The sequence below is a fragment of the Pimelobacter simplex genome (assembly GCF_024662235.1).
Taxonomy (GTDB): Bacteria; Actinomycetota; Actinomycetes; order Propionibacteriales; family Nocardioidaceae; genus Nocardioides.
In genome coordinates, this window is sequence record NZ_CP096276.1 from 5402791 (window position 1) to 5419599 (window position 16809).

The window sequence follows — 16809 nt, forward strand, 5'->3', positions numbered from 1 at the left end:
GGAGGGTTTGGCACATGTTTGCTTCGACCCCCCGTTCCCATCGCGTCCGGCTTGCCGGTCTCGCGGCGCTCGCCACGGCGACCTCCGCCCTCGGCATCCTCGGCACCGCGCCGGCCTCCCACGCCGACCCCGCAGCCGACCCCGCCCCGACCGTGCTGGGCCTCGGCGCCTTCGAGATGTCCCCCGCGCCGGGCTCCTGCGCCGCCGTGGTCACCCTCGAGGGTGGCAACGGAGGCACCGCGGTCTCCGGCGGCAACGACGACCCGGACGCGCCCGACGACGACCCGCTGCAGGTCGGCGGCGGCCAGGGTGCCCGGGTGCAGTTCCGCATCCCGCTCGCCCCGACCGACGTGCTGACCGGCGTGGTCGGCCGCGGCGGTTCCGGCGGCGGCGTCGGCGGTGCGTCCGGCGATGACGCCGGCGGCAACGGCGGCCCCGGTGGTCACACCGGTGGTGGCGGCGGTGGCTACACCAGCTTCGTCCTCAACGGTACGACGATCGCGCTCGCCGGCGGCGGTGGTGGCTCCGGTGGTGGTCACAACCCCGACGCGGGCGGCGGCGGTCACGCCGGCGTGATCGAGGGTGCCGGCGCCTGGGCCGGCCAGGAAGGCGCCGCGGGCAACGACGCGGTCGCCAACACGCCCGGCGCGCCGGGTGCCGGTGGCGGCGGTGGCACCACCGCGCCCGGAGCCGGCGGGGTCCACGCGACCGACACCGCCAACAACGGTGCGCCCGGAGTCGGTCGCAACGGCGGCAACGGTGGCGGCCCGAACGGTGCCGACCAGGGTGGCGGCGGTGGCGCCGGCTACTACGGCGGCGGCGGTGGCGCGACCACCATCGGCGACGTGAACGGCGCCAACGGCCTGATCATCGGCGGCGGTGGCGGCGGTGGCTCCAGCTTCTTCGCCAACGCCCAGGGCGCGGTCTACATCGACCAGCCCACCGGTGGCTCGCTCGCGGAGAACACCCCGAGCCGCAACGGCACCGGCGAGATCGCCTGGGAGCCGTGCGACTACGACCTGTCGGTCACCAAGACGGCCGCGGCCGAGGTGTTCGAGTCCGGCACGCCGGTCACGTACACCATCAAGGTCACCAACCACGGTCCCGACCTGATGGGCATCGACGACACCGTCACCGTCACCGACGCCAAGGCGGCCGGCGGCACCCTCGTGTCCGTCGTGGCCAGCGGCAGCGGCGCGCCGTTCACCTGTGACACCGCGATCGGCGCGGCGATCCCGGCCGACGGCGTCCTCGACTGCTCGCGTCCGGTCGGCGAGGACGTCCGCGGCCTCGACAACGACGAGACCCTGACGCTCGTCTACAGCCAGGTCCTCAGCGGCAGCGCGCCGGTGCTCAACACCGTGAGCGTCACCGACCGCGCCAACCCGGCGAACAACTCCGCGGCGGCCACCGTGGCGCCGGCGGCGCCGGGCGTCAAGCTGGTCAAGAAGGGCACGCCGAAGAAGGTCGCCCGCCTCGGCCAGAAGATCAAGTACACCTTCAAGGTCACCAACACCGGCAACATCTCGCTGAAGACGATCGCCATCGCCGAGCAGAAGTTCACCGGCAAGGGCAGCCTGACCCCGAAGTGCCCGAAGCTCCCGTCGACCGGTCTCGCCCCGGGCGCGAGCGTTACCTGCAAGGCCACCTACACGGTCCACAAGCGTGACCTGGTCCTCGGCAAGGTCGTCAACGTCGCCAAGGCCACCGGCACCACGCCGGCCGGCAACCCGGTCGAGTCCCTGCCGTCCAAGGCGAAGGTCAAGACGCCCAAGCTGAAGCAGCCCCGGAAGAACCTGCCCGGTACGCCGAACACCGGCGCCCGGGTCCAGCACGGACGCTGAGGCGACAAGGACTCCACCCCACCGGAGAAACCGCTGAGGGGCCGCACCCGTCGGGTGCGGCCCCTTCGCCCTGTCGGCAAGGCCCGGGCCGGCTCGCCGGCTTCCGAGGCCGTCGTTCAGCCGAGGTTCTCGCGGAAGAACGCGACGAGCTTGACCGCGGCCTCGTCGACCTTGCGGTCGTAGAGGTCGACGTGGGTGGCGCCCTCGACGAGGTGGAGCTCGGCGTTGCCGGGGCTGGTGTCGACGGCCTGCTCGGAGAACCCGCGGGTGGCCGCCTCGGTGCCGGCGATCATGAGCAGCGGGCGCGGCGCGATCTTGGCGACGTCGGCGAAGGAGTCGTACTGGTCGAGCAGGTCGGCGCTGCGGGTGACCATCTCGCCGGTGGCGCGGGGGTGGTGGCCGCGGGGGGTCTTGTAGTAGTCGACGAACTCGGCGACCGGTGCGGGCAGGTCGGGCGTCCCGGCGTCCGGGAGGACCGGGAAGGTGGCGGCGGGCTCGCCGGCGGCCTCGGCGCTGCGGAGGGCACCGGAAGCGGCGACCATCTGGTTCCAGGCCTCGGCGTCGCCACCGCGGAAGAAGCTGGGGACGTCGGTGCCGGAGACGGCGGCGACCGCCTTCATCCGGTGGTCGGTCTGCGCGGCATAGGTGACGTAGGCGCCCGAGCCGCAGATGCCCATGGCACCGACCCGCTCGGCGTCGACCTCGGCTCGGGTGGACAGGAAGGACACGGCAGCGCGGAAGTCCTCGGCCCGCTGGAACGGGTCCTCGAGCCCGCGGGGCAGGCCCTCGGACTCGCCCTGGTAGGCGGCGTCGAAGGTGAGCACGGCGAAGCCCTCGGCGACCAGGCGCTCGGCGTACAGCGCGGGGGACTGCTCCTTGACGCCGGTGGTGGGGTGGCCGACGACGATCGCGGGCACCGGGCTGTCGGTGGTGGCCGGGAGGTAGAGGTGGCCGGCGAGCTGCAGGCCGTTGGTCGGGATGCGGACGTCGGACGGGGTGTTGGTGGTCATGGCTCGAGTCTTCGTCCGGCGGAGGGGGCGAGGAAGGCCGAGCCTGTTCCTGGGAAGGATCCTTCCCAGGCACAGGGTGCTCCCGCGTGCCACGCTGGGCGGCATGGCCAGCTCACCCCACCTGCGCGAGCTCGGCGAGTTCCTGAAGGTACGACGCGCGCAGCTCACCCCCGCCCAGGTGGGGCTGCCGGAGCACGGCCACACCCGCCGCCGGGTGACCGGGCTGCGGCGCGAGGAGGTCGCCCAGCTGGCAGCGATCAGCACCGACTACTACCTGCGCATCGAGCAGGGCCGGCTCGCCCCGTCCCCGCCGGTGCTCGCTGCGCTGGCCCGGGAGCTGCGGCTCGACGCCGACCAGACGGCGTACGCCGAAGGGCTCGTCGCCCAGGCCGGCCGACGGGCTCCGGTACGACGTCGCGCGCCGCGCCCCCAGGTGCACCAGCACCTCGTCCGGTTGATGGATCAGCTCGACGGTACCCCTGCGATGGTCTTCGGCCCGCGCCTCGACATCCTCGCGTGGAACGACCTGGCGGCCGCGCTGCTGCTGGACTTCGGCCAGGTGCCGGAGCGCGAGCGCAACTACATCCGCATGGTGTTCACCGATCCTGAGATGAAGGCGGTCTATCCCGACTGGGAGGACGTCGCCCGGACGTGTGTCGAGGTGCTGCGGATGGAGGCCGGCACCCACCCGGCCGACCCGGTGCTGACGGCGCTGGTGGGCGAGCTGTCGATCGCCGACGAGCACTTCCGCCGCTGGTGGGCCGAGCACCGGGTGGCCCACCAGGACTTCGGCAGCAAGCGGATCGCCCACCCCGTCGTGGGCGAGCTGGTCCTCGACTGGGACACCTTCCGCTACGCCGGCGCCCCGGACCAGCAGCTCGTGCTGTGGTCGGCGGAGCCGGGCACCCCGTCCGCGGACCGCCTGCGCGAGCTCGCCCGCCGGGTCTGAGCCCCGGCCCCGCTCGCGGGGCCGGCTCGACCATTGACAGCGACGACGCATGCCCGTTTCAATATACCAACCGGTTCGTATATCTGACAGGCAGCGAGAGATGAGCAACCGTCCCGCCGGAAGGCGTCCCGGAGTCGAGGCCGAGGTGCTCCGTGGACCGTTCGACCCGGGCGGCCAGCCGTTCGTCGAGCGCAAGAACCACCTCCACCTCTCGCTGTTCGCGTGGAACGTCCGCAACGGGCTCTCCGCGTCCAAGGCCGTCCTGTCCGACCCGTCGCGGCACCGCGACGTCTGGGAGTGGCCGTCGTCCTCGACGCTGCTCCGGGAGACCGAGCGCGCCGGCTTCGACAGCCAGCTGCAGTACGGCATGTGGAGCGGGTACGGCGGCGCGACCGGCTGGAACGACGCGCAGCTCGACTGGGCGACCGCGGCGACCGGCTCGGCCGTGATCACCGACCGGCTCGGGATCTACACGACCGTGCACACCGGCTACGGCTTCCACCCGCTCCTGGTCGGGAAGATCACCTCGAGCATCGACCACATGTCGCGGGGCCGCCTCGGCGTCAACATCGTCGCGGGCTCCAACGCGGCCGACTACGCCCAGTTCGGTCTCGACGGGCCGCCGTCGCAGGAGGTCCGCTACGCGATCGCCGACGAGTTCACGACCGCGCTCAAGCTGCTCTGGACCTCCGGGGAACCGGTGGACTTCGAGGGCGAGTACTTCCAGATGTACGGCGCGCAGGTGGTCCCGCGCGCCACCAGCAAGCCTCGGCCGCTGCTGATCACCGCTGCCGGGTCCGACATCGGGCTCGACTACGCAGCACGCCAGTGCGACGCCGTGTTCATCACTGCCAAGGACAACCACGTCGAGGGCTACCGGGCGCGCGCGCAGAAGATCCGGGCGATGTTCGACGAGCGCGGTCGCAAGGTCCGCATCGCCGTCATGTGCTACGTCGTGATGGACGAGTCCGATGCCGCTGCGGCCGAGACGGTCGAGTGGATGACGGAGGAGATCGACCACGAGGCGCTGCGGACCTGGCTGGTCCGCGCGGGGCACGTGCTCAACAGCGAGAAGGCCGTGATCACGGAGGGCTCGTTCGGCGACGGCCGCGACGAGCGTCTCGACGAGGACCGCTACCTGGGCATCGGCAAGGACTGGTACGAGTCGCTCGGCATGGGCATGGGTGCCTACCAGCTCTTCGGTTCCTACGACACCGTCGCCGACCAGCTGGTCGACCTCTACGAGGCCGGCGTCGACCAGGTCGCGCTCTGCTTCTTCGACCCGCACAAGGGCGTGCAGCAGGTGCGCGACCAGATCCTGCCGCGGCTACGGGCACGCGGCTACAACCAGAACCTCGTCTGAGGCTCGCCGAGGCGCAACGAGGAGGTCACGGTGTCGCGACGGTGGAACGGTCCGATCGGGGCCGCGACGCGACGCCCGGATCCCACCCAGGTCCGGGCGGTGCGCGAGGTGCGGCGACGCCGGCTGATCGCCGAGGTCGTGAGCGACCTCGGCGGCGAGTCGACGTACGAGCGGGTCGCGACGGCGACCGGCCTCCCGATGGGCTACCTGCGCTGGACGTACCCGACGCTGGAGGAGCTGCGCTCCGAGCGAGGAATCGCCTCGTGAGCCGCGATCTCCCCCTCCACGGAATCCGGGTGCTCGACCTGACTCGTGCCCTGTCCGGTCCCTTCTGCACCGCACTGCTCGGCGACCTCGGCGCCGACGTGATCAAGATCGAGAGCCCCGAGGGAGACGTCGGCCGCGCCTGGGGTCCCTACGACGAGGGCGAGAGCCTCTACTTCCTCGCGGCCAACCGCAACAAGCGGTCCGTCGCGCTCCGGCTCTGGTCCGACGACGGGAAGGCGTTGCTGCGGCGCCTCGCGGAGCAGTGCGACGTGCTGGTCGAGAACTTCCGGCCCGGCGTGCTCGACGCCCTCGGGCTCGGCGAGGACTGGCGCACCGAGCACGCACCCGACCTCGTCGTGTCCTCGATCAGCGGGTTCGGCCACGTCGGCCCGATGCGCGACGAGCCGTGCTTCGACCAGGTGGCGCAGGGGATGAGCGGCTTCATGAGCCTCACCGGCAGCGCGGAGTCGGGGCCCACCCGGGCCGGCGTCCCGCTCGCCGACCTGGTGGCCGGCGTCTTCGCCGCGCTCGGCATCTGCGCCGCCCTCGCCGCCCCCGGCCGGGGCAGGACCGTGCACACCTCCCTGCTGGAGGGGATGATCGGCCTGCTCGGCTTCCAGGCCCAGGCCCTGGTGAGCCTCGGCCAGGTCGCCGGTCCGGCCGGCAACCGGCACCCGGTCGTCGCGCCGTACGGCGTCTTCGCGACCGCCGACGGCGCGATCAACCTGGCCGCCGCCACCGAGCAGCAGTGGCAGCGCCTCTGCGCGGTGCTGGAGCGGACCGACCTGGTGGGTGACCCGCGCTTCGCCCGCCCCGCCGACCGCAGCGCGAACCGCGACGAGCTCCAGGCGGAGATCGAGAAGGTGCTGCGCGCCGCGCGGTCGTCGTACTGGCTCGACGAGCTGCGCCGGGCCGAGATCCCCGCGGGGCCGATCCACGACCTGGCCGGCGTCTTCGCCGACGCCCAGGTGGCGGCCCTGCACCTGGTCGACGAGGTCGAGCACCCGGTGCTCGGCACCGTGCCGATGATCCGCGGCCCGCTGTGGATCGACGGCGAACCCCTTCAGGTACGACGCACAGCGCCCGGGCTGGGCGAGCACACGGACGAGGTGCTGGCCGAGCTCGGGCTGAATCGAGGAGAGTCATGACCGAGCTGGACCTGGCCCGCGTGGACGAGCTGGAGCAGCAGCTGCTCGACGGCCTGATGGCCGCCGACACCGCCGCCCTGGAGCGGCTCTACGCCGCCGACCGCCGGCACATCCACTACGACGGGCGCCGCGAGGAGAACGCGGAGTACCTCGCCCCGGTGCGCGAGGGCGCGGTGCGCTACACCCGCATCGAGCCCTACGGCGAGCGCCACGTCGCGCTGGCCGGCAGCACCGCGGTGATCACGGGCGACCTGGCCTGGACGGCCGAGTTCCCCGACGGCAGCACCGCCGAGGGGCTGATCGCCTACTCCTCGGTGTGGGCGGACCGGGGGCACGGGCCGGAGCACCTGCTCTGGCACTCGTCGCCGACGCCCCGGACGCCCGCATGAGCCAGGTCGTGACGGGCCGGATGCTCATCGGCGGCGTGTGGTGCGAGGCGCTCGACGGCCGCACCCTCCCCGTCGAGGCGCCGGGCGAGAAGGCGGTCTACGGCGAGATCCCCCGGGGCGGCGCGGCCGACGTGGACGCCGCCGTCCGCGCGGCCGCCGCGGCGTTCCCGTCGTGGCGGCGCACGAGCCCGGCCGCCCGCGCCCGCATGCTGCACGACGCCGCCGACCGCCTCGCCGCGCGCCAGGAGGAGGTCGCCCGCTCGGTCGCCCGCGAGACCGGCAACGCGCTGCGGACCCAGGCCCGCGGCGAGGTCCAGCTCGCGGTCGACTCACTGCGCTACTTCGCGGGCCTCGCCGGCGAGCTCAAGGGCCAGACCGTCCCGCTCGGCGAGGACGTGCTCAGCTACACCCGGCGCGAGCCGCTCGGCGTCGTCGGCGCGATCATCCCCTGGAACGGGCCGGTCGGGCTGGCCGTGCTCAAGATCGCCCCGGCCGTGATCGCCGGCAACACGATCGTCGTGAAGGCCGCCGAGGACGCGTCGCTGTGCGTGCTCGAGCTCGCCGAGGTGCTGCACGCGTGCCTGCCGCCGGGCGTCGTCAACGTCGTCACCGGCTTGGGGGAGGAGGCCGGAGCCGCGTTGTCGGCCCACCCCGGTGTCGCCAAACTGACGTTCACCGGATCGACCGAGGTCGGCCGGCTGGTCAACGCCGCGGCGGCCGACCGGATCCTCCCGGTGTCGCTGGAGCTGGGCGGCAAGAGCCCGTCCATCGTGTTCCCCGATGTCGACGTCTCCCGTGCCGTCGACGGTGTGCTCGCCTCGATGAGGTTCACCCGGCAGAGCCAGTCGTGCACCGCGGGCTCGCGGCTGTTCCTGCACGCCGACCTCCACGACGAGTTCCTCGCGACGCTGGCCGAGCGGCTCACGGCGTACACGATCGGGGACCCGCTCGACGAGGCGACCGACATCGGTGCGCTGATCAACCGCAAGCAGTTCGACCGGGTCTGCGGCTACGTCGAGGAGGGTCTGGCCCAGCCGGGCGTCGAGGTGGTGGCCGGTGGCCTGCCGCCGGCCGAGGGGCCGCTGGCCGACGGGTACTTCACGGTCCCGACCGTGCTCGCCAACGCCGGCAACGACTGGCGTCTCGCGCGGGAGGAGATCTTCGGACCGGTGCTCGTGGTGATCCCGTGGCGCGACATCGACGACGCCGTACGGATGGCCAACGACTCGATCTACGGGCTCGCCGGATTCGTGTGGACCGACGACCTGACGGCAGGCCTGACGACGGCGCACCGGTTGGAGAGCGGCTGGGTGCAGGTCAACCGCGGTGGCGGTCAGTCGCTCGGTCAGCCCTACGGCGGCTACAAGCAGAGCGGCCTGGGCAAGGAGTTCTCGCTGGACGGCATGCTCGACAGCTTCACCTCGGTCAAGGCCGTCACCGTGGGGCTCGGCGCCTGATGCGCCTCCACGTCCACGAGTGGGGCCACCCGGCGGCGCCGCCGCTGGTCTGCATCCACGGCGTCGGCGGCAGCCACGCCATGTTCGAGCGGGTCGCGGCCGAGCGCTGGTCGCGGCACTTCCGGGTCATCGCCTTCGACCTGCGCGGTCACGGCGACTCCTCCTGGGAGCCGCCGTGGACCCACGCCACCCACGTCCAGGACGTCGTCGACACGATCGACGCCCTCGGGCTCGAGGCTCCCGACTGGGTCGGGGTCTCCTTCGGCGGCCGGCTGCTGCTCCAGCTCCTCGCCGCCCACCCCGACCGGGTACGCCGCGCCGCCGTGCTGGAGCCCGTGATCCAGGTCGTTCCCGAGCTCGCCGGGCGCCGGGCCCGCGAGGAGCTGACCGGTGGTTCGTGGCCGAGCCTCGACGCCTACCTCGGCACCCGCTGGAACACCGGTGACGTCGACCTCGAGGCCTACGCCGCGGCGTACGCCGGGCACTTCGAGACGCTCGCCGACGGCAGCGTCCGCCGTCGTACGTGCCAGTCGGCGCTGGTCTGCGTCTTCAGCGAGATGACCCTGCCAGCCGCGGTTCCCGACGACATCACCCGGCCGACGCTGCTGCTCCACGCACCCGCCTTCGGGCTCGTCACGCCGGCGCAGCGCGCGGCGTTCGCGCCGGTCGTGGAGCGGATCGTCGAGGTGCCCGGCGAGCACGCCGTGCTGGTCTCCGCGTTCGAGGAGACGGCGTCCGCGGTGACCGACTTCCTGCTCAGCTGACCCGGCGCCGCCGGACGAGGACGATCCCGCCGCCGGTCACCAGTGCGGTCACCGCGACCGCGACGACCAGGGTGCTCTCGTGGCCGGAGCGACCCGCGGCGCCGCCACCCCCCGTGCCGACGAAGGTCCCGGTCGCCCACGCCAGGTTCGCGAGCGCGAAGACCGCGCCCTGGGTCATCCCCGCGGCCCGCGCGGCGGCGGACATGAGCGCGACGGCGGGGCCCCACATGATCGTGGTCGCGTACATGCACAGCAGCACCACGACGGCCTGGACGACGGTGGTCGTCGGGGCGGTGTAGGCGAGCAGGACGACCGCCACCAGGAGGAGGCCGGTGGTGATGGGGCGCGCGGCGCCGTAGCGGTCGGTGATCGTGCCGGCGACGGGTCCGAGCAGGGTCTGGCCGAGCGTGGCGAGCACGAGCACGCCCGCGATCTGGGCGGCCGAGGCGCCGACGTGGTCGAGCCGGAGCGAGCCGAGCACCTGGTTGAGGCCGACGACCGCCCCGGCCAGCACCACGAGCCAGCCGCCGGCCAGCACGACGCCGTACGACGAGCGCCCGGCCGCGCCACGCGCCCGCGCCGACTCGTGGCGGGGTGGCGGCGGCAGCCGCAGGCAGGCGAGGCACACGACGCAGCTCGCGAGAGCGATGCCGGCATAGACCGGCGCGAACCCCACCGCCTCGCCGACGAGCGGCACGACCGGTCCGACCAGGCCGCCGACTGTCCCGGCGCCGATGAGGGTGCCGAGCAGCCGCGCCCGGCGCGCGGCGGGCGCCACGTCGGCGACCCATGGGAAGGCCGCGCCCCAGGACATGCTGCCGGCGATGCCCTGGGCCAGGCGCGAGGAGATCAGTCCGGCCGCGCCCTCGTCGACGACGAGGAGCACGGCCGACAGCGCGAGCACGGCGGCTGCGGCGGCCAGGACGGCGCGGGCGCCGTACCGCGCGACGAGCAGGCCGGCCGGCACGGCGGCGACGAAGATGCCGACCGACGAGGCACCAGCGACGAGCGCGAGCACGCCGGGCGAGAGGTGCTGCTCCTGGGCGATGTGGGGGAGCCGTGGGAACAGGCTCGACTGGAGCACCGTGCCGAGCACCAGCGCGGAGGAGCACACGACGAGCACCCGTGCGGTGGCGTCGCGGGGTGGCACCCGCGGGACGCTAGCAAACAAACCGGTCGGCATGTAACTTGCTCGACGCCCCTTGCGCCGCGACTCTTACATTCTGTACGGTATGTACCGACCAACCGGTCGGAAGGACTTCTCATCAGTGAGGCAGCATGCACACCGGACTGACGCTTACCTTTCAGAACCTCGACCGTGAGCGCACGGACGCGCAGGTCTACCTGGAGGAGCTCCCCCTCGCCGAGCGCGCGGAGGCGATGGGCTTCGACTCCCTCTGGTGGCCTGAGCACCACTTCACCAACTACGAGCTGACGCCCAACGTCACCCAGCTGCTGTCGTACGTCGCAGCGAAGACCGAGCGGATCAAGCTCGGCACGATGGTGACCGTGCTGCCGTGGCAGGACCCGGTGCGCGTCGCGGAGAACTTCTCGGTGCTCGACCACCTCTCCGGTGGCCGCGGCGTCCTCGGCATCGGCCGCGGCCTCGGCCGGGTCGAGTTCGAGGGCTTCCAGGTGCCGATGGAGAAGTCGCGCCGGCTCTTCAGCGAGTACGCCGAAGCCGTCCTCGAGGGCCTCGACACCGGCGTCATCGAGTACGACGGCGAGGTCTACACCCAGCCCCGCGTCGAGATCCGCCCCGATCCCTACGCCAGCTACCGCGGCCGGGCCTTCGCCTCGGCGGTCTCCCCGGAGTCGATCGACCTGATGGCGCGCCTCGGTCTCGGCGTCATGGTCATCGCCCAGAAGCCGTGGGACACGGTCGAGGCCGAGCTCGAGACCTACCGGAAGCGGTACGTCGAGCTCAACGGCACCCAGCCCCCCAAGCCGATCATCTGCGTGTTCACCGGCGTCGCCGAGACCGAGGAGGGCGCGCAGGAGATGCGCGACAAGTACCTCCAGCGCTACGCCCTCTCGACGGTCGAGCACTACGAGTTCGACAACGTCGGATTCGCCGAGATCGAGGGCTATGAGTACTACGCCGGGCTGAGCCGTAACATCCAGAAGCATGGGATCGAGGGCTTTGCCGGCTTCCTCGCCGACCTGCAGGTCTGGGGCACCCCGGACCAGGTGGTCGAGAAGCTCCTCGACTACGTCAAGCGCCTCGACGCCGGAGGCATCCTCCTCGTCCCGGCCTTCGGCGGTATGCCCAAGGACGTCGCCGACCGCAACTTCGAGCTGCTCGCCCGCGAGGTCGTACCGCACCTGAAGGCGTACGACGTCGGTGGCGACATCGGCGTGCAGTACCCCGACTTCGTGACCGCCTGAGCCGACCGGACTGGAACGGAAACCCACACCATGAGCGACCAGATCAACACCACCGCCCAGCTGCTCGTCGACGGCGAGTGGCGCGACGGAGGCGGCGAGGCCATTCCCGTCTTCAACCCCGCGACCGGCCAGCAGATCTCGACCGTGCACGCCGCGACCGAGGCCGACGTCGACGCGGCGGTGGCCGCCGCGGCCGCCGCCTTCCCCGCGTGGAGCGAGCTCTCGATCCAGCGTCGCGTGCAGTTCCTGCACCAGATGCGCCGCAACATCGAGGAGAACAAGGAGGAGCTGGCCCGCGCGATCACCCTCGACCAGGGCAAGACCCTCGACGAGGCGCGGGGCGAGGTGCTGCGCGCGACCGAGTTCATCGAGACCGCGATCGCGGCGCCGATGCTCTACCACTCGACCGCCGGCAACGTGGCAGGCACGATCGACGCCCGCCACGTGCGCGAGCCGCTCGGCGTCTGCGTGGCCATCACGCCGTTCAACTTCCCGGTGATGAACCCCAGCCAGTTCTCGGCCTGGGCGCTGGTCACCGGCAACACCCTCGTGCTCAAGGGCTCCGAGCAGGACCCGATCGCCACCACCTCCGTGGTGCGGCTCCTCAACGACGCGGGCCTGCCGCCGGGTGTCCTCAACCTGGTGCACGGCCGGGCCGACGCGGCGCAGCGGCTGATCGACCACCCCGACGTGGTCGCGGTCTCGTGCATCACCTCCTCGCCGGTGGCCAAGGCGATCTTCGAGCGGGCGTCGCTCGCCGGCAAGCGGGTCCAGGCCAACGGTGGCGCGAAGAACCCGATCGTCGTGGCGCCGGACGCCGACCTGGACCTGGCCGCCGAGGGTGTCGTGACCTCGGCGTTCGGCATGGCCGGCCAGCGCTGCCTGGCGGGCACCCGGATCATCGCGGTCGGCGACATCTACGACGAGCTGGTCGAGAAGATCGCCGTTCTCAGCGACAAGCTGGTCGTCGGCGCGGGCGCCGACCCGGGCACGACGCTCGGGCCGGTCGTCAGCCTCCCCAGCCGACGGCGGCTCGAGGAGTCGATCACCACGGCGCTCGCCGACGGCGCCACCGCCGTGCGCGACGGCCGCGATGTCGCCCCTCAGGAGGGGACCGGCACGACCGACGGCTACTTCGTCGGCCCCACGATCCTGACCGGACTGCCGCTCGACCACCCGGTCGACTGCGCCGAGACGTTCGGTCCGGTCATCGTGATCCACCGCGTCGAGAGCCTCGACCAGGCGATCGACGCCGCCAACGACACGGAGTTCGGCAACGCGTCGACGATCTTCACCCGGTCCGGCACGACGGCGCGGCAGTTCGAGAAGCGCTCGCGGGCCGGCAACGTCGGTGTCAACACGTTCCCGGCACCGCCGGCGAACTTCACGATGGGCGGCCTCGGGACGTCCTTCTACGGCGACATCCACGTCTGCGGTGACGCGCCGCTGCGCTTCTACACCGAGGAGAAGCTGGTCGTCTCCCGGTGGTGACGACGGGCGGAGGAGAGGTCGGGATGAGCGAGACCAAGGTCGTCGCGGTCAGCTGCTCGCCGTCGGTGGGCGGCAAGACCCGGGCCGCGCTGGAGGCGGTGCTCGCGGGAGCGGCCGCCCTCGGGGCGCAGACCACGCTGGTCGAGATGGGGGAGCACGACGGCGTGCAGCCCGTGCTCGACGCACTGCACGGCGCGGAGGCGGTGGTCCTCGGCTCGCCGATGTACCGCGGCACCTACACCGCGCAGTTCAAGACGCTCATCGACGCCGTCCCCCGCGGTGCGTACGGCGACCCGGCGGCTCCGCTGTCGGGCCGCGCGGTCCTCACCGTGGCCACGGCCGGCAGCGACCACCACCTGCTCGGCCCGGGCTCGATGCGCGACGTGCTGGCCGACTTCTACGGCTCCCAGGTGGTCGCGCCCGGGCTCTACGTCACCGGCGCGGCGTTCGTCGACGGGCAGCTGGCCGGGGACGCCGCCGACCGAGCCCGGCTGATGGGTGGCGCGCTGGTGGAGCTGGCGCGCGCGATCGACTCCTCCACGGCGCTGCGCGCCCTCACCCCCAACGTCTGAAAGGCAACGAAGATGAGGTTTGACCTGTTCCACGTGCTGTCGAACCGGGGCAACACGCGGCCCTGGGGCGAGCTGCTCGACGAGACCCGGAAGCGCACCGAGCTCGGTGACGAGCTCGGGTTCGACGGGATCTGGCTGGGTGAGCACCACTACGACGGCGAGGGCAGCGACCAGCTCCCGAACCCGGTCCTCATGCACGCCGACCTCGCCGCACGCACCCAGCGGATCCGCCTCGGCATCGCCGCGATCGGCCTGCCCCTGTGGCACCCGGTCCGCCTCGCCGAGGACCTGGCGATGCTCGACCACTTCAGCAAGGGCCGCGTCGACGTCGCGTTCAGCCGCGGCATCCTCGCGGGCGAGATCATGAACATCAACCCCGAGGCGGACCGCCGCAACGAGGAGCAGAGCCGCGCGATCTTCCAGGAGCACCTGGACATCGTGAAGAAGGCCTGGACCGAGGACCCCTTCCGGCATCAGGGCGAGCGCTACACCTTCCCGTGGCCCGAGGTCGGCTGGGGCGGCAAGGCGATGGCGGCGTACGAGGACGAGAACGGCCACCTCACCGGCCTGCCCGTGATCCCGAAGCCCTTCCAGAAGCCGATGCCCCCGATCTACGCGGTCTCCCAGCACGAGCCGGGCTTCCGGCACGCTGCGGCCAACGGGATGGGCGTCATCTCGTCCCACCCGACCGGCGACAAGCTCGGTGCCCTCAACGCGGCGTACGACGACGAGGCCGCGAAGCACGGCCGCCCCGAGCACTTCGCCGCCGTGGCCCCCGCCGTGCGGGAGTTCTGCGTCGCCGAGACCGAGGCCGAGGCGCGCGCCGACATCTACGACTTCGTCGTGTCCCGCTTCGACGTCATCCGCCGGGTCCGTGGCCTGGGCGCGTGGCTCGACGTCCACGAGGACCCGGAGGACCCGAAGCTCCAGGCGATGGACGGCTTCGACCTGATGATGGAGCGCGACTACCTCTTCGTCGGTACGCCGGACTCGGTCGCCCAGCGCATGGTCAAGCTGCACCGCGAGCGGGGCTGGGAGCACTTCATCCTCGCCGTCGGCGACATGGCCCCCGAGAAGATCGAGCGCAGCATGCGACTCATGGCCGAGGAGGTCATCCCGCAGGTGCGCAGGGCCGTGGGCGCCGAGGTCACCATCACTGCAGGAAAGTGAGGACGGACATGAGCACCACCCAGAGCACCCCCGCCACCGAGTTCCTGATCCCCGACAGCCGGGACCGCGAGGCGATGGCCAAGCTGGGCCTCGGCGGATCCGCCGTCGCCCACGGCTTCCAGTTCGTCGGGGCCATGGCGATCGACCTCACGACCATCAGCCGGCTGGCCGAGGCGGAGACGATCGCCGACGAGACGCGGATCTGCGTCGACCAGGTCCGCAGCGGCCTGGCGCTGAGCGGCCGCACGCTCGACGACGTCGTGAAGATGACGGCGTACGTCTCCGACGAGGGCTTCCGCGAGGAGATGTGGGCGTCCCTGCGCGAGGCGTGGGGCGACCGTCCGCTGCCGAAGGTCGTCACCCTGGTCTGCGGCATCGCCGGCGACTGCCGGGTCGAGCTGGAGGCGATGGCCTTCCGCGAGCCCGAGTCCGGCACCGCCCTCGAGAGCGACCGCTTCGTCTACACCGGCGCGCTGGCGATCGACGTCGCGACCATGAAGCGGGTGCCCGAGGCACAGGGCTCGATCAAGGACGAGGTCCGCGTCGTTCTGAAGCGGATCGAGGCCAACCTCGCCAAGGAGGGCCTCGGCCTCCAGGACCTCACCAAGATCACCGCGTGGGTCAGCGAGGAGCAGTACCGCCTCGAGTTCGCCTACGCGTACGCCGAGCTGCTCGCGCCGGGCCCCTACCCGTCGCGCGCCCTGTTCCAGATCGGCCTGGCCGGAGACTGCCGGGTCCAGATCGACGCCATGGCCGCCAGGAGGATCTGATGACCACGTTCCTGACCACCCTGCCCACCGAGTCCGGCTTCGCCGCCGGTGCCGTCGTCGGCGACCTGGTGTTCGCCGAGACCGACGCCCTCGACGCCGCGACCGGCCGCCGGGTGCCCGAGGCCGGCACCATCGCCGAGGAGACCCGGGTCTGCCTCGACCGGCTCGCCGCCCTGCTCGCCGAGGCCGGGAGCGGCCTGCACGAGCTGGCCAAGGTCAACTGCTACGTCGCCACCAACGACGACCGCACCGAGTTCTGGGCGACCTGGGACGCGGTCTTCGCCGACATCGACGTCGCGGTCGTCCGGATCACCCAGCACGGCGGCGTCGCGGGCGAGGCCCGCGTGCTGCTCGACGCGGTGGCCCGGCGCCGGGCGTGATCCTCGACCGACTCGAGTGGGGCTCGTCCGCGAGCCCCGCTCTCGTCTGCATCCACGGCGTCGGTTCCGACGCCCAGTGGTGGGCGCGGGCCGGCGAGCGCTGGGCCGACGCCGGCTTCCGCGTGATCGCCTTCGAGCTGCGCGGACACGGCAGCTCCGGCTGGGAGCCGCCGTGGACCCACGCGACCTACGTCGCCGACCTGCTGGAGTCGGTCACCGCCCTCGGTCTCGACCAGGTGGACTGGGCCGGATTCTCGTTCGGCGGCCGGCTGCTCCTCGACCTCGCCGCGGTGGCGCCCGAGCGGATCCGGCGTGCCGTGATCATGGAGCCGGTCGTCCAGATCTCGCCGGACCTGGCCCTGCACCGGGCCACCCAGGAGCTGACCGGCGACGTCTGGCCGTCGGTCGAGGAGTTCCTCGGCGGCCGGGAGAACATCGCCGGCACCACCCCCGAGATGGTCGCCGCTGCCGCCCGCCAGTTCGACACGCTCCCCGACGGGCGCGTGCGTCGTCGTACCTGCCAGTCGGCGATCGTCTCCATCTTCAGCGAGTTCGCCGCGGCCCCGCCCCCGGCCTCGACCCTGACCGTTCCCGCGCTGCTGCTGCACGCACCGGCCTTCGGGCTGGTCTCGGCGGAGCAGCAGGCCGCCTATGCGCCGTACCTGCGGCGGGTGGTCGAGGTCCCCGGCATGCACGACGTGCTGGACACGGCGCTCGAGGAGACCGTCACCGCCGTGCAGGAGTTCCTGACCGCCGAGACCGTCTGACCACCTCGTGACCACCTCGTCGCCCCACGACGAGAGGGCCCGCACCTCATCGAGGTGCGGGCCCTTCGGCGTTGCGGTGG

The 16809-nt window shown here is 72.3% G+C and carries 17 protein-coding genes; 15 read left to right on the plus strand and 2 right to left on the minus strand.

The window, feature by feature from the left end; genetic code table 11:
• Nucleotides 1–14 precede the first annotated feature (14 nt).
• A complete protein-coding gene (locus M0M48_RS26580; RefSeq protein ID WP_257753425.1) occupies nucleotides 15–1844 on the plus strand; it encodes a DUF11 domain-containing protein in 1830 nt (609 codons plus the stop codon).
• A gap of 116 nt (nucleotides 1845–1960) precedes the next feature.
• On the opposite strand, the gene M0M48_RS26585 is transcribed toward M0M48_RS26580, so the two are convergent.
• The gene (locus tag M0M48_RS26585; protein ID WP_257753426.1) at nucleotides 1961–2854 is read right to left on the minus strand and encodes an alpha/beta hydrolase; all 894 of its coding nucleotides are present in this window, start codon (nucleotides 2852–2854) and stop codon (nucleotides 1961–1963) included.
• 103 nt (nucleotides 2855–2957) lie between these two features.
• On the opposite strand from M0M48_RS26585, the gene M0M48_RS26590 reads away from it, so the two are divergent.
• From M0M48_RS26590 to M0M48_RS26620, 7 genes are all read left to right on the plus strand, one after another.
• Nucleotides 2958–3803 (plus strand): helix-turn-helix domain-containing protein, encoded by an 846-nt coding sequence (locus M0M48_RS26590; RefSeq protein ID WP_257753427.1) that lies wholly within the window; start codon nucleotides 2958–2960, stop codon nucleotides 3801–3803.
• Nucleotides 3804–3903: 100 nt separating this feature from the next.
• Nucleotides 3904–5166, plus strand: a complete 1263-nt coding sequence (locus M0M48_RS26595) for an LLM class flavin-dependent oxidoreductase (RefSeq protein WP_257753428.1) — start codon at nucleotides 3904–3906, stop codon at nucleotides 5164–5166.
• Nucleotides 5167–5196: 30 nt separating this feature from the next.
• Nucleotides 5197–5433 carry a hypothetical protein gene (locus tag M0M48_RS26600; RefSeq protein ID WP_257753429.1) on the plus strand — a complete coding sequence of 79 codons (237 nt, stop codon included), beginning with the start codon at nucleotides 5197–5199 and terminating at the stop codon, nucleotides 5431–5433.
• Nucleotides 5430–6581, plus strand: coding sequence for a CaiB/BaiF CoA transferase family protein (locus M0M48_RS26605; protein WP_257753430.1), 1152 nt, complete (start codon nucleotides 5430–5432; stop codon nucleotides 6579–6581). Before M0M48_RS26600 ends, M0M48_RS26605 begins: the two co-directional genes overlap by 4 nt.
• Nucleotides 6578–6970, plus strand: coding sequence for a nuclear transport factor 2 family protein (locus M0M48_RS26610; RefSeq protein ID WP_257753431.1), 393 nt, complete (start codon nucleotides 6578–6580; stop codon nucleotides 6968–6970). Before M0M48_RS26605 ends, M0M48_RS26610 begins: the two co-directional genes overlap by 4 nt.
• Nucleotides 6967–8427, plus strand: coding sequence for an aldehyde dehydrogenase family protein (locus M0M48_RS26615; RefSeq protein ID WP_257753432.1), 1461 nt, complete (start codon nucleotides 6967–6969; stop codon nucleotides 8425–8427). Before M0M48_RS26610 ends, M0M48_RS26615 begins: the two co-directional genes overlap by 4 nt.
• Nucleotides 8427–9191: an alpha/beta fold hydrolase gene (locus tag M0M48_RS26620; protein WP_257753433.1), complete on the plus strand. Its 765-nt coding sequence runs from the start codon at nucleotides 8427–8429 to the stop codon at nucleotides 9189–9191. The genes M0M48_RS26615 and M0M48_RS26620 overlap by 1 nt, the downstream gene beginning before the upstream one ends.
• Here the strand turns inward: M0M48_RS26620 and M0M48_RS26625 are convergent.
• On the minus strand, nucleotides 9184–10341 hold the full coding sequence (locus M0M48_RS26625) for an MFS transporter (RefSeq protein ID WP_257753434.1): 1158 nt from the start codon (nucleotides 10339–10341) through the stop codon (nucleotides 9184–9186). The two genes, M0M48_RS26620 and M0M48_RS26625, sit on opposite strands and share 8 nt — an antisense overlap.
• 128 nt (nucleotides 10342–10469) lie before the next feature.
• On the opposite strand from M0M48_RS26625, the gene M0M48_RS26630 reads away from it, so the two are divergent.
• From M0M48_RS26630 to M0M48_RS26660, 7 genes are read left to right on the plus strand one after another with little or no spacing between them, the layout of a single operon-like run.
• The gene (locus M0M48_RS26630; RefSeq protein ID WP_257753435.1) at nucleotides 10470–11579 is read left to right on the plus strand and encodes an LLM class flavin-dependent oxidoreductase; all 1110 of its coding nucleotides are present in this window, start codon (nucleotides 10470–10472) and stop codon (nucleotides 11577–11579) included.
• 30 nt (nucleotides 11580–11609) lie between these two features.
• Nucleotides 11610–13070 (plus strand): CoA-acylating methylmalonate-semialdehyde dehydrogenase, encoded by a 1461-nt coding sequence (gene mmsA, locus M0M48_RS26635; protein ID WP_257753436.1) that lies wholly within the window; start codon nucleotides 11610–11612, stop codon nucleotides 13068–13070.
• Between the two features lie 23 nt (nucleotides 13071–13093).
• Nucleotides 13094–13642, plus strand: a complete 549-nt coding sequence (locus tag M0M48_RS26640) for an NAD(P)H-dependent oxidoreductase (protein ID WP_257753437.1) — start codon at nucleotides 13094–13096, stop codon at nucleotides 13640–13642.
• Nucleotides 13643–13654: 12 nt separating this feature from the next.
• The gene (locus tag M0M48_RS26645; RefSeq protein WP_257753438.1) at nucleotides 13655–14812 is read left to right on the plus strand and encodes an LLM class flavin-dependent oxidoreductase; all 1158 of its coding nucleotides are present in this window, start codon (nucleotides 13655–13657) and stop codon (nucleotides 14810–14812) included.
• Between the two features lie 8 nt (nucleotides 14813–14820).
• A complete protein-coding gene (locus M0M48_RS26650; RefSeq protein WP_257753439.1) occupies nucleotides 14821–15582 on the plus strand; it encodes a RidA family protein in 762 nt (253 codons plus the stop codon).
• Nucleotides 15582–15962: a RidA family protein gene (locus M0M48_RS26655; RefSeq protein ID WP_257753440.1), complete on the plus strand. Its 381-nt coding sequence runs from the start codon at nucleotides 15582–15584 to the stop codon at nucleotides 15960–15962. The genes M0M48_RS26650 and M0M48_RS26655 overlap by 1 nt, the downstream gene beginning before the upstream one ends.
• A complete protein-coding gene (locus tag M0M48_RS26660; RefSeq protein WP_257753441.1) occupies nucleotides 15959–16729 on the plus strand; it encodes an alpha/beta fold hydrolase in 771 nt (256 codons plus the stop codon). Before M0M48_RS26655 ends, M0M48_RS26660 begins: the two co-directional genes overlap by 4 nt.
• The last annotated feature ends 80 nt before the right edge of the window (nucleotides 16730–16809 follow it).

Bases quoted from the DNA above. Each gene is read 5' to 3' on its own strand.
- M0M48_RS26580 (WP_257753425.1), top strand. From the start codon at position 15: ATGTTTGCTTCGACCCCCCGTTCCCATCGCGTCCGGCTTGCCGGTCTC.
- M0M48_RS26585 (WP_257753426.1), bottom strand. From the start codon at position 2,854: ATGACCACCAACACCCCGTCCGACGTCCGCATCCCGACCAACGGCCTG.
- M0M48_RS26590 (WP_257753427.1), top strand. From the start codon at position 2,958: ATGGCCAGCTCACCCCACCTGCGCGAGCTCGGCGAGTTCCTGAAGGTA.
- M0M48_RS26595 (WP_257753428.1), top strand. From the start codon at position 3,904: ATGAGCAACCGTCCCGCCGGAAGGCGTCCCGGAGTCGAGGCCGAGGTG.
- M0M48_RS26610 (WP_257753431.1), top strand. From the start codon at position 6,578: ATGACCGAGCTGGACCTGGCCCGCGTGGACGAGCTGGAGCAGCAGCTG.
- M0M48_RS26615 (WP_257753432.1), top strand. From the start codon at position 6,967: ATGAGCCAGGTCGTGACGGGCCGGATGCTCATCGGCGGCGTGTGGTGC.
- M0M48_RS26620 (WP_257753433.1), top strand. From the start codon at position 8,427: ATGCGCCTCCACGTCCACGAGTGGGGCCACCCGGCGGCGCCGCCGCTG.
- M0M48_RS26630 (WP_257753435.1), top strand. From the start codon at position 10,470: ATGCACACCGGACTGACGCTTACCTTTCAGAACCTCGACCGTGAGCGC.
- mmsA (WP_257753436.1), top strand. From the start codon at position 11,610: ATGAGCGACCAGATCAACACCACCGCCCAGCTGCTCGTCGACGGCGAG.
- M0M48_RS26640 (WP_257753437.1), top strand. From the start codon at position 13,094: ATGAGCGAGACCAAGGTCGTCGCGGTCAGCTGCTCGCCGTCGGTGGGC.
- M0M48_RS26645 (WP_257753438.1), top strand. From the start codon at position 13,655: ATGAGGTTTGACCTGTTCCACGTGCTGTCGAACCGGGGCAACACGCGG.
- M0M48_RS26650 (WP_257753439.1), top strand. From the start codon at position 14,821: ATGAGCACCACCCAGAGCACCCCCGCCACCGAGTTCCTGATCCCCGAC.
- M0M48_RS26655 (WP_257753440.1), top strand. From the start codon at position 15,582: ATGACCACGTTCCTGACCACCCTGCCCACCGAGTCCGGCTTCGCCGCC.